General features: G+C 71.8%; 16 protein-coding genes. 3 read left to right on the forward strand and 13 right to left on the reverse strand.

The window, feature by feature from the left end:
- Positions 1–28 precede the first annotated feature (28 nt).
- Both ACIA8F_RS34995 and ACIA8F_RS35000 read right to left on the reverse strand, forming a co-directional pair.
- The gene (locus ACIA8F_RS34995; RefSeq protein ID WP_399384998.1) at positions 29–1,126 is read right to left on the reverse strand and encodes a methyltransferase domain-containing protein; all 1,098 of its coding nucleotides are present in this window, start codon (positions 1,124–1,126) and stop codon (positions 29–31) included.
- 247 nt (positions 1,127–1,373) lie between these two features.
- Positions 1,374–1,658: a hypothetical protein gene (locus ACIA8F_RS35000; protein ID WP_399384961.1), complete on the reverse strand. Its 285-nt coding sequence runs from the start codon at positions 1,656–1,658 to the stop codon at positions 1,374–1,376.
- A gap of 384 nt (positions 1,659–2,042) precedes the next feature.
- Between ACIA8F_RS35000 and ACIA8F_RS35005 the strand changes: the two genes are divergently transcribed.
- Positions 2,043–2,621 (forward strand): hypothetical protein, encoded by a 579-nt coding sequence (locus tag ACIA8F_RS35005; protein WP_399384963.1) that lies wholly within the window; start codon positions 2,043–2,045, stop codon positions 2,619–2,621.
- Positions 2,622–2,858: 237 nt separating this feature from the next.
- On the opposite strand, the gene ACIA8F_RS35010 is transcribed toward ACIA8F_RS35005, so the two are convergent.
- From ACIA8F_RS35010 to ACIA8F_RS35035, 6 genes are all read right to left on the reverse strand, one after another.
- Positions 2,859–3,677, reverse strand: coding sequence for an alpha/beta fold hydrolase (locus ACIA8F_RS35010; protein ID WP_399384965.1), 819 nt, complete (start codon positions 3,675–3,677; stop codon positions 2,859–2,861).
- Between the two features lie 878 nt (positions 3,678–4,555).
- The gene (locus tag ACIA8F_RS35015; RefSeq protein ID WP_399384967.1) at positions 4,556–5,050 is read right to left on the reverse strand and encodes a hypothetical protein; all 495 of its coding nucleotides are present in this window, start codon (positions 5,048–5,050) and stop codon (positions 4,556–4,558) included.
- Positions 5,051–5,588: 538 nt separating this feature from the next.
- Positions 5,589–6,605 carry a L,D-transpeptidase gene (locus ACIA8F_RS35020; RefSeq protein ID WP_399384969.1) on the reverse strand — a complete coding sequence of 339 codons (1,017 nt, stop codon included), beginning with the start codon at positions 6,603–6,605 and terminating at the stop codon, positions 5,589–5,591.
- 145 nt (positions 6,606–6,750) lie between these two features.
- The gene (locus ACIA8F_RS35025) at positions 6,751–6,966 is read right to left on the reverse strand and encodes a hypothetical protein (protein WP_399384971.1); all 216 of its coding nucleotides are present in this window, start codon (positions 6,964–6,966) and stop codon (positions 6,751–6,753) included.
- A gap of 23 nt (positions 6,967–6,989) precedes the next feature.
- Complete coding sequence (locus ACIA8F_RS35030) at positions 6,990–7,814, reverse strand: RES family NAD+ phosphorylase (RefSeq protein WP_399384973.1); 825 nt, start codon at positions 7,812–7,814, stop codon at positions 6,990–6,992.
- Between the two features lie 130 nt (positions 7,815–7,944).
- Positions 7,945–8,715 carry a GntR family transcriptional regulator gene (locus ACIA8F_RS35035; protein ID WP_399384975.1) on the reverse strand — a complete coding sequence of 257 codons (771 nt, stop codon included), beginning with the start codon at positions 8,713–8,715 and terminating at the stop codon, positions 7,945–7,947.
- 251 nt (positions 8,716–8,966) lie between these two features.
- Here ACIA8F_RS35035 and ACIA8F_RS35040 point away from each other — a divergent pair, with 251 nt between their 5' ends.
- Together ACIA8F_RS35040 and ACIA8F_RS35045 are read left to right on the forward strand one after the other, a co-directional pair.
- Complete coding sequence (locus ACIA8F_RS35040) at positions 8,967–9,359, forward strand: cupin domain-containing protein (protein ID WP_399384976.1); 393 nt, start codon at positions 8,967–8,969, stop codon at positions 9,357–9,359.
- A gap of 83 nt (positions 9,360–9,442) precedes the next feature.
- Positions 9,443–9,934, forward strand: a complete 492-nt coding sequence (locus ACIA8F_RS35045; RefSeq protein ID WP_399384978.1) for a hypothetical protein — start codon at positions 9,443–9,445, stop codon at positions 9,932–9,934.
- A gap of 64 nt (positions 9,935–9,998) precedes the next feature.
- Here ACIA8F_RS35045 and ACIA8F_RS35050 read toward each other — a convergent pair whose 3' ends face one another.
- The 5 genes from ACIA8F_RS35050 to ACIA8F_RS35070 all read right to left on the reverse strand — a co-directional run bounded on the left by ACIA8F_RS35050 (position 9,999) and on the right by ACIA8F_RS35070 (position 15,058).
- A complete protein-coding gene (locus ACIA8F_RS35050) occupies positions 9,999–10,670 on the reverse strand; it encodes an HAD family hydrolase (RefSeq protein WP_399384980.1) in 672 nt (223 codons plus the stop codon).
- The gene (locus ACIA8F_RS35055; protein WP_399384982.1) at positions 10,667–11,806 is read right to left on the reverse strand and encodes an ABC transporter ATP-binding protein; all 1,140 of its coding nucleotides are present in this window, start codon (positions 11,804–11,806) and stop codon (positions 10,667–10,669) included. The genes ACIA8F_RS35050 and ACIA8F_RS35055 overlap by 4 nt, the downstream gene beginning before the upstream one ends.
- A 5-nt stretch (positions 11,807–11,811) precedes the next feature.
- Positions 11,812–12,639, reverse strand: a complete 828-nt coding sequence (locus ACIA8F_RS35060) for an ABC transporter permease (protein ID WP_399385000.1) — start codon at positions 12,637–12,639, stop codon at positions 11,812–11,814.
- 344 nt (positions 12,640–12,983) lie between these two features.
- Positions 12,984–13,892: an ABC transporter permease gene (locus ACIA8F_RS35065; RefSeq protein WP_399384984.1), complete on the reverse strand. Its 909-nt coding sequence runs from the start codon at positions 13,890–13,892 to the stop codon at positions 12,984–12,986.
- Positions 13,892–15,058, reverse strand: coding sequence for an ABC transporter substrate-binding protein (locus ACIA8F_RS35070; protein WP_399384986.1), 1,167 nt, complete (start codon positions 15,056–15,058; stop codon positions 13,892–13,894). The genes ACIA8F_RS35065 and ACIA8F_RS35070 overlap by 1 nt, the downstream gene beginning before the upstream one ends.
- Positions 15,059–15,342 lie beyond the last annotated feature (284 nt).

A 15,342-nucleotide genomic window follows, 5' to 3' on the forward strand; every position in this document is an offset into this window, starting at 1 on the left:
ACTCGGGTCGGTCCGGACCGGTGCCCACTCAAACTACGAGCAGGCGGAGGCCGAGGTCTGCCGTGTCGAGGTGGGCGAGGTCACGGTTGCGCTCGGCCCACCGGCCGGAGTCGAGGTCGTCGCGGAGGCTTCGCACCGCCCGCTGCTCGGCATCCGGTCCGACCCTCGTCCACACCGACATCGCACGGCGGACGTGTTCCTCCAGATACGCCCCCGGTCTGCGCCAGTACGCCTCGAACAGGCCGTCAGCGCAGTCCCACGGGATGGGCACCGGCTCGGCGCGGGCGCCGATCGCGTCGGCCATCCCCGCAAGTGAGGGAAATTCGGCGAGGACGGTGGCGAACTCGGGCAGGTAGTCCCGGGTAAGCCAGAACCGGTCCTGCCATCCGGGCTCGTCAGTGTCGAACGTCAGCACCACCACGCGGCGGGCCACGCGCCGCATCTCGCGCAGCCCCGCTATCGGGTCCCCCCAGTGATGAACAGTGGAGACGGCCATCGCGACGTCGAAGGAGTGGTCCTCGAACGGCAGGCTCTCCGCGGCGGCGGCCACGCACGGCGCCGAGCCGGCAGGCCGCTGACGCCGCATGACCTCCGACGGCTCCACTGCCGTCACCTCACGATCAGCCGGCTCGTAGGAGCCGGTGCCGGCCCCGACGTTCAGCACCGTCCGCGCCTCCCCGAGCGCGTCCAAGATCTGAGCTGCGATCCGCGGCTCAGTACGCCGCGTCGCCGTGTAAGCGCCGCCGATCGCGTCGTACAGCCGTGCACCGAGCATCCCCAGTTGCTCCTCCGGTGTCACCTTCAGCCCCCTCGCCCGTACCTCGAGTTCCCTGTCAATGGCCGCCACCATGGCGTCAGCACGATCACGCCGCTCCAGCAGCAGGCCACGCAGCCGGCGCAGGTGCGCGACCGCGTCGGTGGACGAGTCGCCGACCAGTTCCGCAACTTCCCGCAACCCGAAGCCCAGCCGCCGGTAGGCCAGCACTTCCCTCAGCCGCTCGACGTCACCCGCCGAGTAGGCCCGGTACCCACCCGCGGTCCGCGCCGACGGACGCACGAGCCCGATCTCGTCGTAGTGATGCAGCGTGCGGACGCTCACCCCGGCCAGCCCGGCCACGCGCCCCACGGTCCAGTGATCCTCCACGGCACCGACTATGCGGCCTGACGTCACGTGAGGGTCAAGAGCCGCCCTCAAGACCCGCAAGAGCCGACCAGCCGACCAGCCGTAGCCACGGCCGCACGGACACCGGACGGGTTACCGCAACCGGCCGCGAGTACCCGCCGGCGTACCAAGGCGGGCTGACAGGCCGACCAGGCCGCACCAGACGTGATCCGCAGCAAAGTTCTCTCAACGGACTGCGAACACCCCGGGCTCACTGGACGCCTGAGCCACCAAATACCCTCCCGTCAGCGACAACCAGGGCTTCCCGGTACACCCGGTCGTCCTCGTCGTCGTCCTCGGCCGCATACGCGAGGGCGAGCACCAGGGACAGCTCGGCGTCGGGCCCGTACGTGTCCAGTGCGGTCAGCGCCACCTGCCGGGCCTCACCCAAACGGCTTCCGGCGAGCAGCGCCCGGCTCCGGGCGCGGGCGCCCTCGAGGACGTCCCCTGCCGGTACGTTCGGCGCCGGTACGTTCGCCGCCGGCGCGTTCGCCATTGCCGCAGCATCGAGGCTCATGCCGTTCGCATCCGCAATCCGTAACTCCGTACGGCCGGATACCGCAGCATCGTCAGACGCCGGTTCACCTACCGGTCGAGTGTCACCGCGATCCCGATTGAACTGGTTGTTTTCGTTTACGTCCCCGCAGGGCCGTTCTGTCCCGCCCCTAGCTGTGCAACCGGACCCCTTTCCGGCCGGGCAACTATCACTTGCAAACCAGAGTCCGTCAATCCGCGTTCTGCCCCGAGAGGTCGAGGACCCGGGACAGGCAACCGAACGCAACCGGCCGACCGATGAGTCCCTGGCTCCCGCACAGAGCCGGAGGATGCGTCGCCGGATGATTCGCCCTCGGGGGTGGAAGGACCCTGAGACCCTGCCAAGATGGAGCACCCCGCGTACGAGGAGGCCGAGTTGACCAGTCCCGAGGCCAAGGGGCCCAAACTGCCGCCGACCTACCCGCCGAAGACGCCGCCGCCCCAGAAGAAACCGGCCGAGGCACCACGGCCCCAGCCCGCGACGAAGTCCGAGTCGACGTCGGAGATCGCGGTACGGCGCCCGCGCATGGTCGTACGCAACCGGCGCACGGCTGCCATCGCGCTCCGCGCGGACCAGTGGGCCCCGGGCAAGGCGGTCCGCCAGGTCCTCGACATCGCCCGCGGATGGGGGTATTCGGCCCTGGACGAAGCCGACCTCGACAGCGCGGTACGCACCCTCGTCACGGCGGCCGCCACCGACGGCGGCAAGCGCCTCAGCATCCACCTCGGCGACCAGGACCACAAGCTGCTCGTCGCCGTCCTCAGCCACACCGCCGCGGCCACGGACGACACCGTGCTGGCCGCCGTCGCGGCGCTGCGCACCGTCGACTCCGCCGGCACGGACACCGGGGACGACGGCCGCCGGATGTGGGCCGTCCTGGACACGGCCCCCCGGCGCGGACGGGCTGGAGGCTCTGCGGCGTAGGCCGCGCATCCCCGCATGCGCGGGAGCCGCGAGCCTCGACCGTGTCAGCTTCCTCCGCCGGCTTCGGCCGGCGCAGGATCCTGAGCCGGGACCCCCGCGAACCTCGACGGAGGAACCAGGCTCCGCGCGGAGATCCGGACGTCCGCACCGTAGCCGGCGGGCAGCATGAAGTACGGCCCGAGGGCATCCGCCCCGGCCCCTGACCGGTCCGGCGGCGCTCCCGAGACGGTCGGGCTCTCACCGTCCACCAGGAGCGGTCTCCTGCGTGGCCGGGGCGTTCAGTCGGTCGGTCAGGTCGGCGAAGGCTGCGCGGACCGCCTCCGGGCTCTCGATCCAGGGGAAGTGGGCGGCACCTTCGATACGGCGGTGCAGGATGTTCGGGCGGGTGAAGGCGGGGTCCTCCTGCCACAGGTGCTGCGCGACCACACGGTCCTGGGCCCCGCTGACGACCAGGGTCTCAAGGGTGTGCGGACTCCAGCGCGCCCGGTAGGTGTCGTCGAAATGGGCATCGGCCCACACCACCGCGTCGTGGTTGTAGGCCAGGCCCTCCAAGAGGGCGCGGCCCCGGGCCAGGCCCCGCTCGGTGAAGTTCCAGGGCGCGGCGGCCAGCGTCAGGTCCCGAAGGCTCCGGTCGTCGGGACATGCGGCGTACCGCTGGGCAGCGGCGTCGACCGCGGGGAGCGGATGGTCGTGGGCATAGTGGGCGAACGCGGCCTGCCAGCCGGCATGCGGAGCACTGCTGACCAGGGCCATGCCCGCGAGGTGTGCTTCGAGCTCGGGGACCGAGAGCATGAACATGGCTCCGGTCGAATGCCCGACCATGACCACGTCGTCCAGGGCCTGCGCGGCCTCGACCAGGACATCCGGCCACCCGGCGAAGGGATCGGTGGCACGGTTGGGCAGAGTGCGGTTCGATCCGTCACCGGGCAGGTCCACCAGCCAGGCCGATCCAGGAACCCGAACCACCTCCACCAGGCTCTCCAGCGACTGCGAGCCCAGCCCCGGTCCGCCGGGGACGAACAGCCAGTTCCACCGCCCGGTGCCGGAGCGCGCCAAGCGCAGCCTGACACCCGACCGTGTCCATTGCTCCCGACCCTGCCCCTGCCCCTGCCCTCCCACTGCACCCTCCTCCATCAACGGCCTGCCGGAATCATGCCGCGACCGTACGCCTGAGAACGCGACGAAAGCCGCCCATTCTCGGGCCGCCCTTCCCCTCAGGACCGCCGGGCGGGTGACCCCGTATCAGTTGCCGCACAGCCGCGCGGTCTGCTGCGCGCCGAGAAGGACAGAGGCGGGGCATCCCCTTGTTCGCGGGGAGCAGTCGGTGTCGTGGGCAGACCAGCCGACGGACACTGGTTCATCCCGCCCCCGGGTGACGTGCTGCGTAGGGTGAATCCATGAGCGGTGGTGATCAGCCGGATCTGGACGAGATCGAGTCGTGCTTCGCCGCTGTGGTCGAAGGGCACCTTGTGGCCGAAGGGGAAATAAGCCGCCTATGACGGACTCGTCTCCGGAGGCCTTCTAGCTAGGGCTCTGGAGGGGTGGCTCAGGGGCCGAGGGGACGAACTTCTTTCGGTCCGAGCCGGCTCCTGCGGCCCGGACCGGGTGCCAAGGGTTATGGGCCCGGGACTGGGCGCGGTCGAGGCACTCGTGCTTTAGCGTGGCCGAGCCCGGTTTCCAGTGGCCTTGCTTCCTCGGGTAGGCGCCGGCGGCGGCGATCTGCTCGGCTCTGCTGTGGCGTAGGTCGTGAGAGGTGACCAGGTGCCAGGCGGGGAGGCAGGCCAGGCAGGCGCGGTGGCGGATCCAGTCGTTGAGGGCGTCGCCTGTGACGTAGTCGCCGCGGGCGGTAGCCGCTGAGTGGTTCTGGAGCCGGCCCTTGGAGGTGAGGGCGCGCAGCAGGGGGTCCTCATGGACGCCCGTGCGGTGCAGTCAGTTCAGCCAGTCCCGTAGGGCTGCGACCGGGGCGTAGCGGGGAGATGAGGGGGCGGCCAGGATGAAGGTGCTCTCGCCCCTTCCCTCCCGGCTGGTCTTCGAGTGGGCGATCCGAGGTCGACTCCGTCGTCTTCGACCTCGATGTCGTCGGTGTCGAGGTCGGCCAGTTCGATGCGGCGGTTCAGGGCGCTCCGGCCCACCAGGACTACGCAGCGGTCCCGTAGCCCGGCGGGTGACGGGGAGTCGCAGGTGTCGACCATGACGTGCAGCATTGGCTCGGTGGTGGCCGCGGCCTTGCGGACCCTGTTCCGCTTGCCCCACTCCTTGCGGTGCTCCGCCAGCATGCCCCGCGCTTTGGCCATCCCGGGGCGGCGATCCTCGGGCATCCACATGCGGACGCCCGACATGTACGGACGGATGGTGTTCGGCGCCATCTCGCGGGCGATCGGGCCCGCGACCCGCTCCACGTAGCTGGCCGTCGTGCAGGGCCGCGCCACCCGGCCCACCTCCTCGTACTACTCCGCGAACTTCAGGCGCCGGCTGGTGTAGTTGCGGCTCGTGTTGGCGGGCCCGGACTTGTCGCGTAGGCGGTGCGCCGTGCCTCCGGATACTGGTCGATCAGAGGGTGAGGACGGTGCGACGGGTGGGCTGTGGGGACGGGCAGCAGCTTGCCCTCCGCGCAACCACCTCGGCCTCGACGATCTCGTCCCTCCTACAGCCTCCGCTCTCGATGGCTGCTGTTGCTCGCTCATGGGCCCCCTCGGGATCTATACGAGGGTGGGGTACTCAGCCCCGTGATAGCAGGCCGAACGACGTTCCGCTGCCGCGCCGTCGGCCGGCGATTCGTCCCAGGCGGCGACCGACCCGGCACGGGCGCTGGGATCGGACGCCGCCCGGTTGGGGCGGGGACGCGCTTGTCGGCGAGTCCGCCTGCGGGCCGGAGGGCGGGATGGCCGGCCCGCTCGGTGGCGGCTAAGCGGATGGGGTCGTGAGGGCGAAGGGGTGGGGCGGTGTCGGATGGCAGCCGGGCGGGGGTTAGGAGGTGGTCTTGCTCAGTTTCTTCCAGTCTTCGTAGGTGATGCTCCAGTCGGCGTATCCGTTGCCGGGGCCGTCGGCGTTCTTGATGGCTTCCTGGCCCTTGATCGTGAGGAGGTCGCCGAGGATGGTGTTGTCGAAGAGCCACTTCGAGTCGGCGGGGGTCATGCCGATGCAGCCGGCGCTGTGGTTGGTGTTGCCGACGTACTTCTGTGCCTCGGGGACCCCTTCGTGGATGTAGGCGCCGGTGTCGGTGACGCGCATGCCCCAGTTGACGGTCACGTCGTAGTCCACCGGGCCGCCCACGGACGCGGAGGTCATGTGCACCTTGGGTTCCCGGGACTTGAGGGCGTAGGTGCCCAGTCGGGACTGGCGGCCCTTGACGGGCTGTCCGCCGGACATCGGGATGGACTTCACCACCTTGCCGTCGCGTTCGACGATGAGCCGGTGGGTGTCGAGGTCGGCGGTCAGCTGCTGGTCTCGGCCGATCTTGAACGTGCGTTCCAGGTCGCGGTCGAAGTGTGCGCCGCCGGGGTCGACCGTGGTGAGCGTGCCCTTGACCGTGACGTCGGTGCCGGGCTTCCAGGGGTCCTTGGGGCGCCAGTCCAGGCGGTCGTGGCCCGAGGGGGTGGTCACCCAGCCCCAGGAGCCCTCGGTCGGGGTCGACGCGGTGACCGTCAACGCCTTCTCGACGGCGGCCTTGTCCTTCACCGGCTTCTCGAACTCCAACGACACCGGCTGACCGGTGCCCACCGTCTTGCCCGCCGCCGGAATGAGGTCGAAGTCCAGTACGGCCCCGGTGGTCACCTTCGGCGGAACGGCCGCCTGCGAGGCCGCGGCGTGCACGCCCGCCACGTCGGCGGACACCTTCGAGTCGTCCGCCCGATCCGTGTCCCCGCCGGAACCGCAGGCCGTGAGGAGCAACAGCCCGGTGACGGCGGCGAACAGCGGGGCCGCGGGGCGGCCACGGCCCCGGGCGGAAGCTGCCGGGGTCGTCTGGGGGCGAACACGCATCATGGTGGACGGCTCTTCTCTGGAAAGGGCGAAAGGGTTCCAACAGCTGTGAGGACGGCTGCCCGCAGACGGCCGGTTCTTGTCTGTTGATGACCGTTGTGTGACAAACCACAGGCCCGTGTCGTCACGGAGCGACCAGGTCGACAGCTCACGGCAGGAGCAGGATGAGCAGCCAATGCTTCACGGCTTCAGGGCTGGACGGCCCCGCCGCGCCGTCGCCCGTCTCGGCCGGACCGTTGATGTACGCAGCGCGAGCGGCCTTCAGGCGCGTGTCGATGCCCGTCCAGGCGGCCGGGGCACTCATCACCGACCCGGGATCTGCGGGCGTGAAGAGACCGTCCTTCCCCGGGCTCAGCAGAGCCACCGACCCTGGCCCTGGCGATGCTGTCAGCAGCGCTGCCCGCCCCCAGGTGGCCTGCCCGAGCCGGCATTCCGGCGGGCGACGACTCGTTCGCTGCCCGGCCGAAGGCGGAGCATGGCCTGCGGGGTTTCGGCGCCGGGGTCGACGCATCCTTGGGGGCCGGTGAACAGCACGTAGTTGGTGCCGCCGTTGTGGGCGGAGCGGAAGGTGATTCCGTCCACGGTGAGGGGTGAGAGGCAGCGGAAGTATTCGGTCAGCACCTGGGTGGGGACGTAGGCGAGGTGCTCGTGTCCGTCCCGGACTACAGGCCGGCTCAGGTCCTCCGAGAACGACCGGACGAACTCGATCGGACCGGTCAGGGATCTCCGGTCGGGGTCGAACAGGCTCGGCACGGCAGGTACGGCGGCCAGGTCGACCACCGAGAGCGGACGGATCAGCTCGAACGCCGCGACGGCCGCGTAGGGCCGGGGATCGTGCGCCGATATTTCGGCGAGGACGGTGGCCACGTCCGCGGATCCGTAGAACATCGAGACGCCTACGGGGCTCATCCGATTGGCGGTGGCCCGTGCGGGAGGCGTCGATCCGATGCCGGCCGCACGGTAGCCCGGTGCGGTGTCGTTCTCGCGCATCCGGCCCCGCCATACCTGATGTCCGGCGGGCAGCGTACGGACGAGGCCGAGGCGGTCGACCACCGCGGACACCGCCTCCAGCATGGGGACGAGCGACGGATTGCCGTGCCGGTCGGGCCCGGCGAACAGGGTGAACCGGCGTTCGTGATCGAGCTGCCGGCGGAAGCTGGTCCACATGGCGTGAACGGCGTCGCTCGCACCCTGCGCCGGTGCCTTCCGCAACTGCCACAGGGCAGGCTGCGCCCGGTCCCCCTACGGCTCGCGTCACCCGGTGCTCAACAGCGCCCCGGCACACGTCTTCTACCGCGTGCGCGGTCGTCGAGGGGCGGCGGCCCCGCACGGTCCGTCCTGATCAGGGGGTCAGCAGGCGGCCCAGGGCGCCGGCGGCGGTGGTGTGGACGGTGAAGGCCACCGTTCCCGGGAGGTAGCGGTCCTGGGACCACTCCAGCGGGGTTCCCGCCGGGTCGGTGGAGCGGCGTCGCTCGCGGAGCAGGGCCTCGCCCTGCGGGCAGCCCAGCAGGCGGGCGTCGTCCGCGTCGGCCGCCGCGATGTCGATGGTGTGGTGGGCATCGGCGAACAGGACCCCGTGCCTAGCGAGTTGCTCGGAGTACGAGACCGTGTCCGGTGGCATGGCGGCGACCAGGACGCCGACCGGCTCCGGGTACGTCGTACGTTCCACCATCACCGGGGCGCCGGACAGCGTGCGCAGGCGCAGCACGCGGTACACCGGGGCGCCCGCGGCGATGCGCAGCTGTTCCGCCTCCTCGGTGCCGGCCTCGCCCCGGTCCACGGTGACGGTCCGGCCCCCGGGGTCCTCGCCGAGGGAGCGGGCCCACCGGGTGAAGCTGCGGAGTTCCGCGACCCTGCCGGCCTCCCCCGCGCCTCCGCCGAGGACGACCCGGCGGGTGCCGCGCCGCGAGGTGATCAGCCCATCGGTCCGCAGGGCGGCGAGGGCCTGGCGCACCGTACCCCGGGAGACTCCGTAGCGGCGGGCGAGTTCGTCCTCGGCGGGGAGCCGCGCGCCGGATCCGTACTCGCCCGCGGTGATGGCGGTCCGCAGGTCTCCGGCGACCTTGAGGTAGAGCGGTGTCCTGGGTGCTGGTTCGCGCGGGGCCTCGTTCACGGGGTCAGCCTGTCACGGGAGCGGCCTGTCACGGGAGCGGCCCGTCACGGGAGCGGCCCGTCACGGCATGGGCCTTCACGGGGTCGGCCTGTCACGGCCCGGGCGGGGCGAAGGGCCCGGGAGGTCGGGACGTTCCGCCCGGTATTGAGACGATGACTGTCGTCTAAATTCGAAGCGTGACCGGAAGGACCGGTGGCCGTGGCCCGGCCCGTGCGGCGGGTACCGCGCACCAACGTGCAGAGGAACCACCCATGTTCGGCATGACCATCGACACCGCCCCTGACCCCGACACCGCCACCGGCGGCCCGGCGCTGCGCCTCGACCCGGCGGGCGGTCCGTTCCGCGCGCTCGCCGCGGTCCGGATCCAGGTGCCGGCCGGTGCGACGATCCCGGCCCACGCGCACGGGACCTCGGAGCTGCTGCTCACGGGCGTCACCGGAACGGTGGAGGCCTTGTGCGGGTGCGGCGCCAAGACCGTGACGGCGGGCAGCTTCGCGATGCTGCCGGCCGGCAAGGAGATCACCCTGGTCAACCAGGGCACGGAGCCGGCGACGGTCCTGGCGGTGTTCTCGCAGAGCGAGTTCACCGAGGGGCTGCCGCGGGCCGCGGCGAAGGGCTGCGGCTGTCAGGGACACGACGGCTGATCCCCCGGCTCCCTCCGGCTCGCCCGGCTCCCTGCGGGTGGGCCGGTATGGACTGGCCACCGGCCTGATCCCATACTTCTCCCGTGAGAACGACGGATAAGCAGCCCCGCACCAGCCCGCTGGTGCCCGACGCAGTGGCCCGGGAGATCGCCCGGCACGACTGGGACTCCATCGAATGCGGCTGCGGCCGGCCGGCAGGTCATCTCGGTCATCTCGCGGACACCCTGTGGGACGCGGCCGAGGGACACCCCGCCGCGTTCCGCGCCTTGGAGGGCCACGCCTTCCACGCCGGTGTGCTACGGCCGCCCGCCCCGGCGGTGTGCGCGGTCCTGATGGCCGTCTGGGCCGCCGGACCGCCGCGGCAGTCCTCGCGCGAAGGCCTGCTGTGGGCCCTGCTGCGCCTCCTCGGCGCCGAGGACGACGGCTCCTCGCACGAGGCCGGCCTGTACGGCCAGTGCGCCGCGCACATCCGCGCCTGCGCGCCCGGGCTGCGCGATGCGGCGACCCGGTGCCCTGGCTCCGAGTCGGCCGCCTACGCGGAGGGCATCCTGAGCCTGCTGGACCTGGCGGTTTAGGCCACCTCTTCCGGGTCGTGCCGGTGAGCCGGTCAGCAGCCCGTCGCCGGTCGCCCGTCGCCGGTCAGGCCCGGCTTCCCAGCGGTGCGGCCAAGCAGGCCCGCAGGGTGGCCGGGGTGACCTCGGAGAGGGAGGGCGCGAAGGTGCGTACCGGCGAGGCGGGGACCTCCAGCAGGGACGGGACCACCAGGACGGCGCAGCCGGCCGCCTCCGCCGAGGCCGCGCCGTCCGGGGAGTCCTCGACCGCCACGCAGCTGCGCGGCTCGGCGCCCAGGCGCGCGGCGGCGGCCCGGTAGGGATCCGGGTGCGGCTTCGTCAGGGACGTGTCGTCGGCGGACAGGGTGAAGGCGAAGGGAACGTGGGCCAGCGAGCCGCCCACCACCGAGTCCACGACCACCCGCGGCGAGGCGCTGACCAGAGCGAACGGCAGGCCTTCCGCCTCCAGGGCGGTCAGCAGCCGCTGCGCGCCGGGCCGCATCGGCGCGCCCTCCTCGACCCGGCCGAAGAAGCTGTCGGTCAGGGCCCGCGCCACCTCCTGCGCGTCTCCCGTACGGGCGACCCGTACGAGGTGCGCGGCGGTGTCCTCCACCGCCCGGCCGACCACCTCGGGTGCGTCGGCGTCGGTCAGTGCGTACCCCAGGCCGGCGGCGATCTCCACGGTGGTCTGCCACCACAGGACCTCGGTGTCGACGAGGGTGCCGTCCATGTCGAAGAGGACGGCGGCGAGTCCGGTCATTGGGCATCCCCTGAGGCTGCGGTTGACGGTGGGGTCGAGGCGGTCTCGGCGGCGACGACGAGGACGGGCCGTTCGGCCAGTCGCACGGCGGCCCGCGCGCCCGGAACCAGGGCCCCGGCGTCGCGCGAGGGCAGGTCGGCCTTGATCCGGATGCCGTCGGGCAGGTCCAGGTGAAGCCGGGTCACCGAGCCGAAGAACGAGGCCGATACGACGGTGGCCGCGCCCTGCGCGTCCGCCGTCACGGTGATGTTCTCGGGGCGTACGAGGACCTCGACGCCGGAGACCGAGGGCACCGGGCCGTCCACCGGCAGCCGGGAGCCGGCCACTTCCACCGTCCCGGAGCCGGACAGCCGTCCGGGGAGCCGGTTCATGGTGCCCACGAACTCGGCGACGAACGGGGTCGCGGGCCGCTCGTACAGCTCGGCCGGGGCGGCGCACTGCTCCAGGCGGCCCGCGTTCAGCACGGCGACCCGGTCGGCCATCGACAGGGCCTCCTCCTGGTCGTGCGTGACGAACACGGTGGTGATGCCGAGGGAGAGCTGGAGCCGGCGGATCTCTTCGCGCAGTCCGGCCCGCACCTTCGCGTCGAGCGCGGAGAGCGGTTCGTCCAGGAGCAGGACGCGGGGGCGCAGGGCGAGGGCACGGGCGAGCGCGACGCGCTGCTGCTGTCCGCCCGACATCTGGTGCGGGTAGCGGTCCCCGTGGTCGGGCAGGCCGACCAGGTCGAGGAGTTCGGCGGCTCGCTCGCGGCGGGCGGCCGCGCCGACCTTGCGGACGCGCAGGCCGAAGGCCACGTTGTCGCGGGCGCTGAGGTTCGGGAAGAGGCTGTACGACTGGAACACCATGCCGGCGTCGCGGCGGTTGGCCGGGATCCGCGTGATGTCCTGTCCGTCGAGGAGGACTTCGCCGGAGTCGGGCTGTTCGAAGCCGGCGACGACGCGCAGCGCGGTGGTCTTTCCGCAGCCCGACGGGCCGAGCAGGGCGACGAGTTCGCCGGGCTCGATGGTCAGGTCGAGTCCGTCGAGGGCGACGGTGGAGCCGAACGCACGGCGCAGGCCGCGGAATTCGACGCGCGCTCCGCCGCGGGACGGTTCGCCTTCCGCGGACTTCCTGGCCTCGGGAAGGGTGAGGGACATGCGGGTCAGGACTCCTTGCCGGAGGTGCGGGAGGTACGGGAGTGACGCGTGGTCCCGGGAGACACGGTAGCGGGGGTGGTGCCCGCCCGGGAGAGGAGGAGCAGCAACAACCAGGTGATGAGCAGGCTGAGGACGGAGACGGCCACCGACATCCGGGCGTGCGCGCCGGATATCGACACGATCCACACGGCGAAGGGCTGGAAGCCGAGCAGCGAGGCGATGGTGAACTCGCCGAGGACCAGGGCCAGCGTGAGGAAGGCGGCTCCGGCGAGGGCGGTCCGCAGGTTCGGCAGGATCACGCGCAGGACCACGTAGGGCCAGCTCGCGCCACAGCTGCGGGCGGCTTCGACCAGGGTCGGCACGTCGACGGCACGCAGGCCCGCGTCGAGGGAGCGGTAGACGAAGGGCAGTGCGAGCACGGTGTAGGCGAGGACCAGGACGAGGGGGAAGTCCGGGTTCTGCACGGCGAGGAAGGTCTGGTAGAGCGGGGTCCTGGAGAGGTGTTCGGGACCCCAGCGCAGCACCGTGCTGATGCCGGTGACCAGCGCGATCGGCGGCACCACCAGCGGCATCATGCACATGACCTCCACGACCGGGCGCAGCCGCGGCGAGCCGATGCGTACGGCGACCAGCGCGGGCACCGCGAGGAGCAGCGACGCGGTGATGGTCGCGGCGGCGAGGCCGAGCGAGAGCAGCAGGCTCCGGGTGAACCCTTCGGCACCGAGCAGCTCGGTGTACGCCTCGAAGCTGATGCCCTGGCCGGGGACGTGCACCGTGAACACGAAGGAGGCGAGGAGCGGGAGGAGGAAGTACGCGCCGGCGAGCGCGAGCACGGCTCCGCGCCACACGCGGGGCCGGAACCGGGGGCCGGAACGGCGTCCGGCGGTACGGGACCGGGTGCCGGCCGGGGTTTCCTGCCGGTCGGGCTGCCCGTCCGGGCTCGCGGCGGGCGGAGCCGCAGGCGCGGCAGGCGCGGACGTAACGGCCGGATCGGACGCAACGGCAGGAGCGGGCGCATCGGCAGGAGCGGCCACCGGGACGGCCTCGCCGGTCGAGACGGCCTCGCCGGTCGGGGCAGCCTGGCCCGTCGGGACGGACTCGGCGCTCGGGACGGACTCACCGCTCGGGACGGCATCGCCGCTCGGGACGGGCCGGCCGTTCGGGGCGGGCGTCGGGGTCATCGCAGCCATCGGGCGCTCCGTCGCTGGAGGGGCAGGTAGACCGCCATGACCAGGCCGGCGATCACGATCATGTCGAGGCCGAGGGCCAGGGCCACGTTCTCCTGGCCGGTCAGCACGTTCCCGGACAGGGCGTCCGCGATCTTGAGCGTGACCAGCGGGACGGAGCCGCCGACGAGCGCGGCGGCCGTGGCGTGCGCGGCGAAGGCCGTGCCGAAGAGCAGCACGAATCCGCCGAGCAGGGAGGGTGCGAGGACGGGCAGGCCGACGTGGCGCCAGAACTGCCATCCGCTCGCCCCGTTGTTCTGGGCGGCCTCGCGCCACTGCGGGCGCAGTCCGTCCAGCGCGGGAACGGTCACCAGCACCATGAGCGGGGTCAGGAAGTAGAGGTAGACCACGGTGAGGCCGGTGAAGGAGTAGAGGTTCCAGCCGAGGCCGGTCAGGTCGGCGAGCTGGGTGACCACGCCGGAGATCCCGACGGTGGCGATGAACGCGAAGGCGAGCGGCACCCCGCCGAAGTTGGCGAGGACGCCCGAGGCGGTCAGCGTCGCTCCGCGCAGGGCGCGGGAGGGCGAGGTGACGACGGCCTGTGCGATGAGGACGCCGAGCACCCCGGCCACGAGTGCGGTGAGGCCGGAGAGCTGGACGCTGCCGATGAGGGAGCCGAGGTAAGGCCCCTGGAGGGAGCGGGCCAGGTGCTCGCCGGTGGCTTCGGTGGCGCCGCTGACCGGGTCCGTACGGGTGACCGCGCCGAAGGCGATGGCGCCCAGCGGGACCCCGAAGCAGAGCCCGGTGAAGACGAGGAGGGGGAGGGCGGCGAGCCAGGTGCGCGGGCCGCGCCGCCGGCGGCGGGTGGCAAGGCCGCCGGCGGTCCCCGTCGGGAGGGGGGTGGTGGTGGAGGCGGACATCAGCTGAGGGCCTTGTCCCACTTCTCGGCGAGGGTGGCCTTGGCCTTGTCCAGCTCGGTGGAGGCCGGGAAGGTCGGGGTGCCCTGGACCTGCGGAAGCTTGGTGACGGCTTCCTTGTCGACGGTGCCGGCCTGGGTCATGGCGGGCAGCAGCACGGGACGGGCGAAGCCCTTCAGCCACAGGTTCTGGCCCTCGGTGCTGTACAGGAACTCCATCCACAGGCGGGAGGCCGCCGGGTGGGGGGCGTCCTTGTTGATGGCCTGCGAGTAGTACTGGGCGTAGACGCCGTCGGTGGGGATGGCCACCTTCCAGTCGACGCCCTTGCCCTTGAACTGCTCGGCGTAGCCGGCGTTCAGGTAGTCCCAGTCGATCGAGATGGGGGTCTCGCCCTTCTCGACGGTGGCCGGGGTGGACTCGACGGGGATGAAGTTCCCGCTCTTCTTCAGCCGGCCGAAGAAGTCGATGCCGGGCTGGACGTCCGCGAAGGAGCCCTTGTTGGCGAGGGCCGCCGCGTAGACGCCGCCGAAGGCGGAGCCGGACTTGGTCGGGTTGCCGTTGAGGGCGACCTTGCCCTTGTACTCGGGCTTGGCCAGGTCGGCGAAGGACTGCGGGCAGTTCGGGATCCGGGCGGCGTCGCAGCCGATGGAGACGTAGCCGCCGTAGTCGTTGTACCAGCGGGCGTCCGCGTCCTTCTGGGCGGCGGGGATCTGGTCCCAGGCGGTGACCTTGTACGGGGCGAAGAGGTTCTCGGCGGCGCCGCTGCGGGCGAAGGCGATGCCGAGGTCCAGGACGTCGGGGGCGCGGGTCTGGCCCTTGCGGGACTTGACGGCGGCTATCTCGTCGGCGCTGGAGGCGTCGGGGTTCTCGGCGTTGATCTTGATCTTCGGGTACTTCGCCGCGAAGGCCTTCTGGATCTCGCCGTAGTTCGCCCAGTCGGCGGGCAGCGCGATGACGTTGAGCTCGCCCTCCTTCTCGGCGGCGGCAACGAGGCCCTCCAGCCCGCCGAAGTCGGCGACGGAGGTGGCTGCGCCCGGCTGGGTCTTGTTCTTGCCGTCTGCGCCGGCGGCGTTCTCGACGGGTGCGGCGCCGCACGCGCTGAGCACGGTGAGGACGGCGGCGCTGAGCAGGACGGCGGCCGTACCGCGACGGGCGGTGGAACTGAGCACGGTCTCTCCCGGAGACTGGGTCCAAGGCAGGGGTTCACTTGTCTGAACAAGTTGGCTCCAGTTCGCCCTGGGTCCCTGTACGGCCGGTGAACGGCGGCCGTCGCGCGGTGCACGTCTCGACGAAGACCGGGAATGGCCGGATGTGAACGTGACGTACGCCCCTTCATGATGATCTTCACGACGGGTGCGGCCTAGGGGGTGTCTTGTCGATCAGGCCGGATCAGGGAGCGGGGTCTGGTGCCGTGCATCGCAAGGCGGAGGAGGGAGTCGACGCGGAGCGTCGG

The sequence above is a fragment of the Streptomyces sp. NPDC051563 genome (genome assembly GCF_044454225.1).
GTDB lineage: Bacteria > Actinomycetota > Actinomycetes > Streptomycetales > Streptomycetaceae > Streptomyces.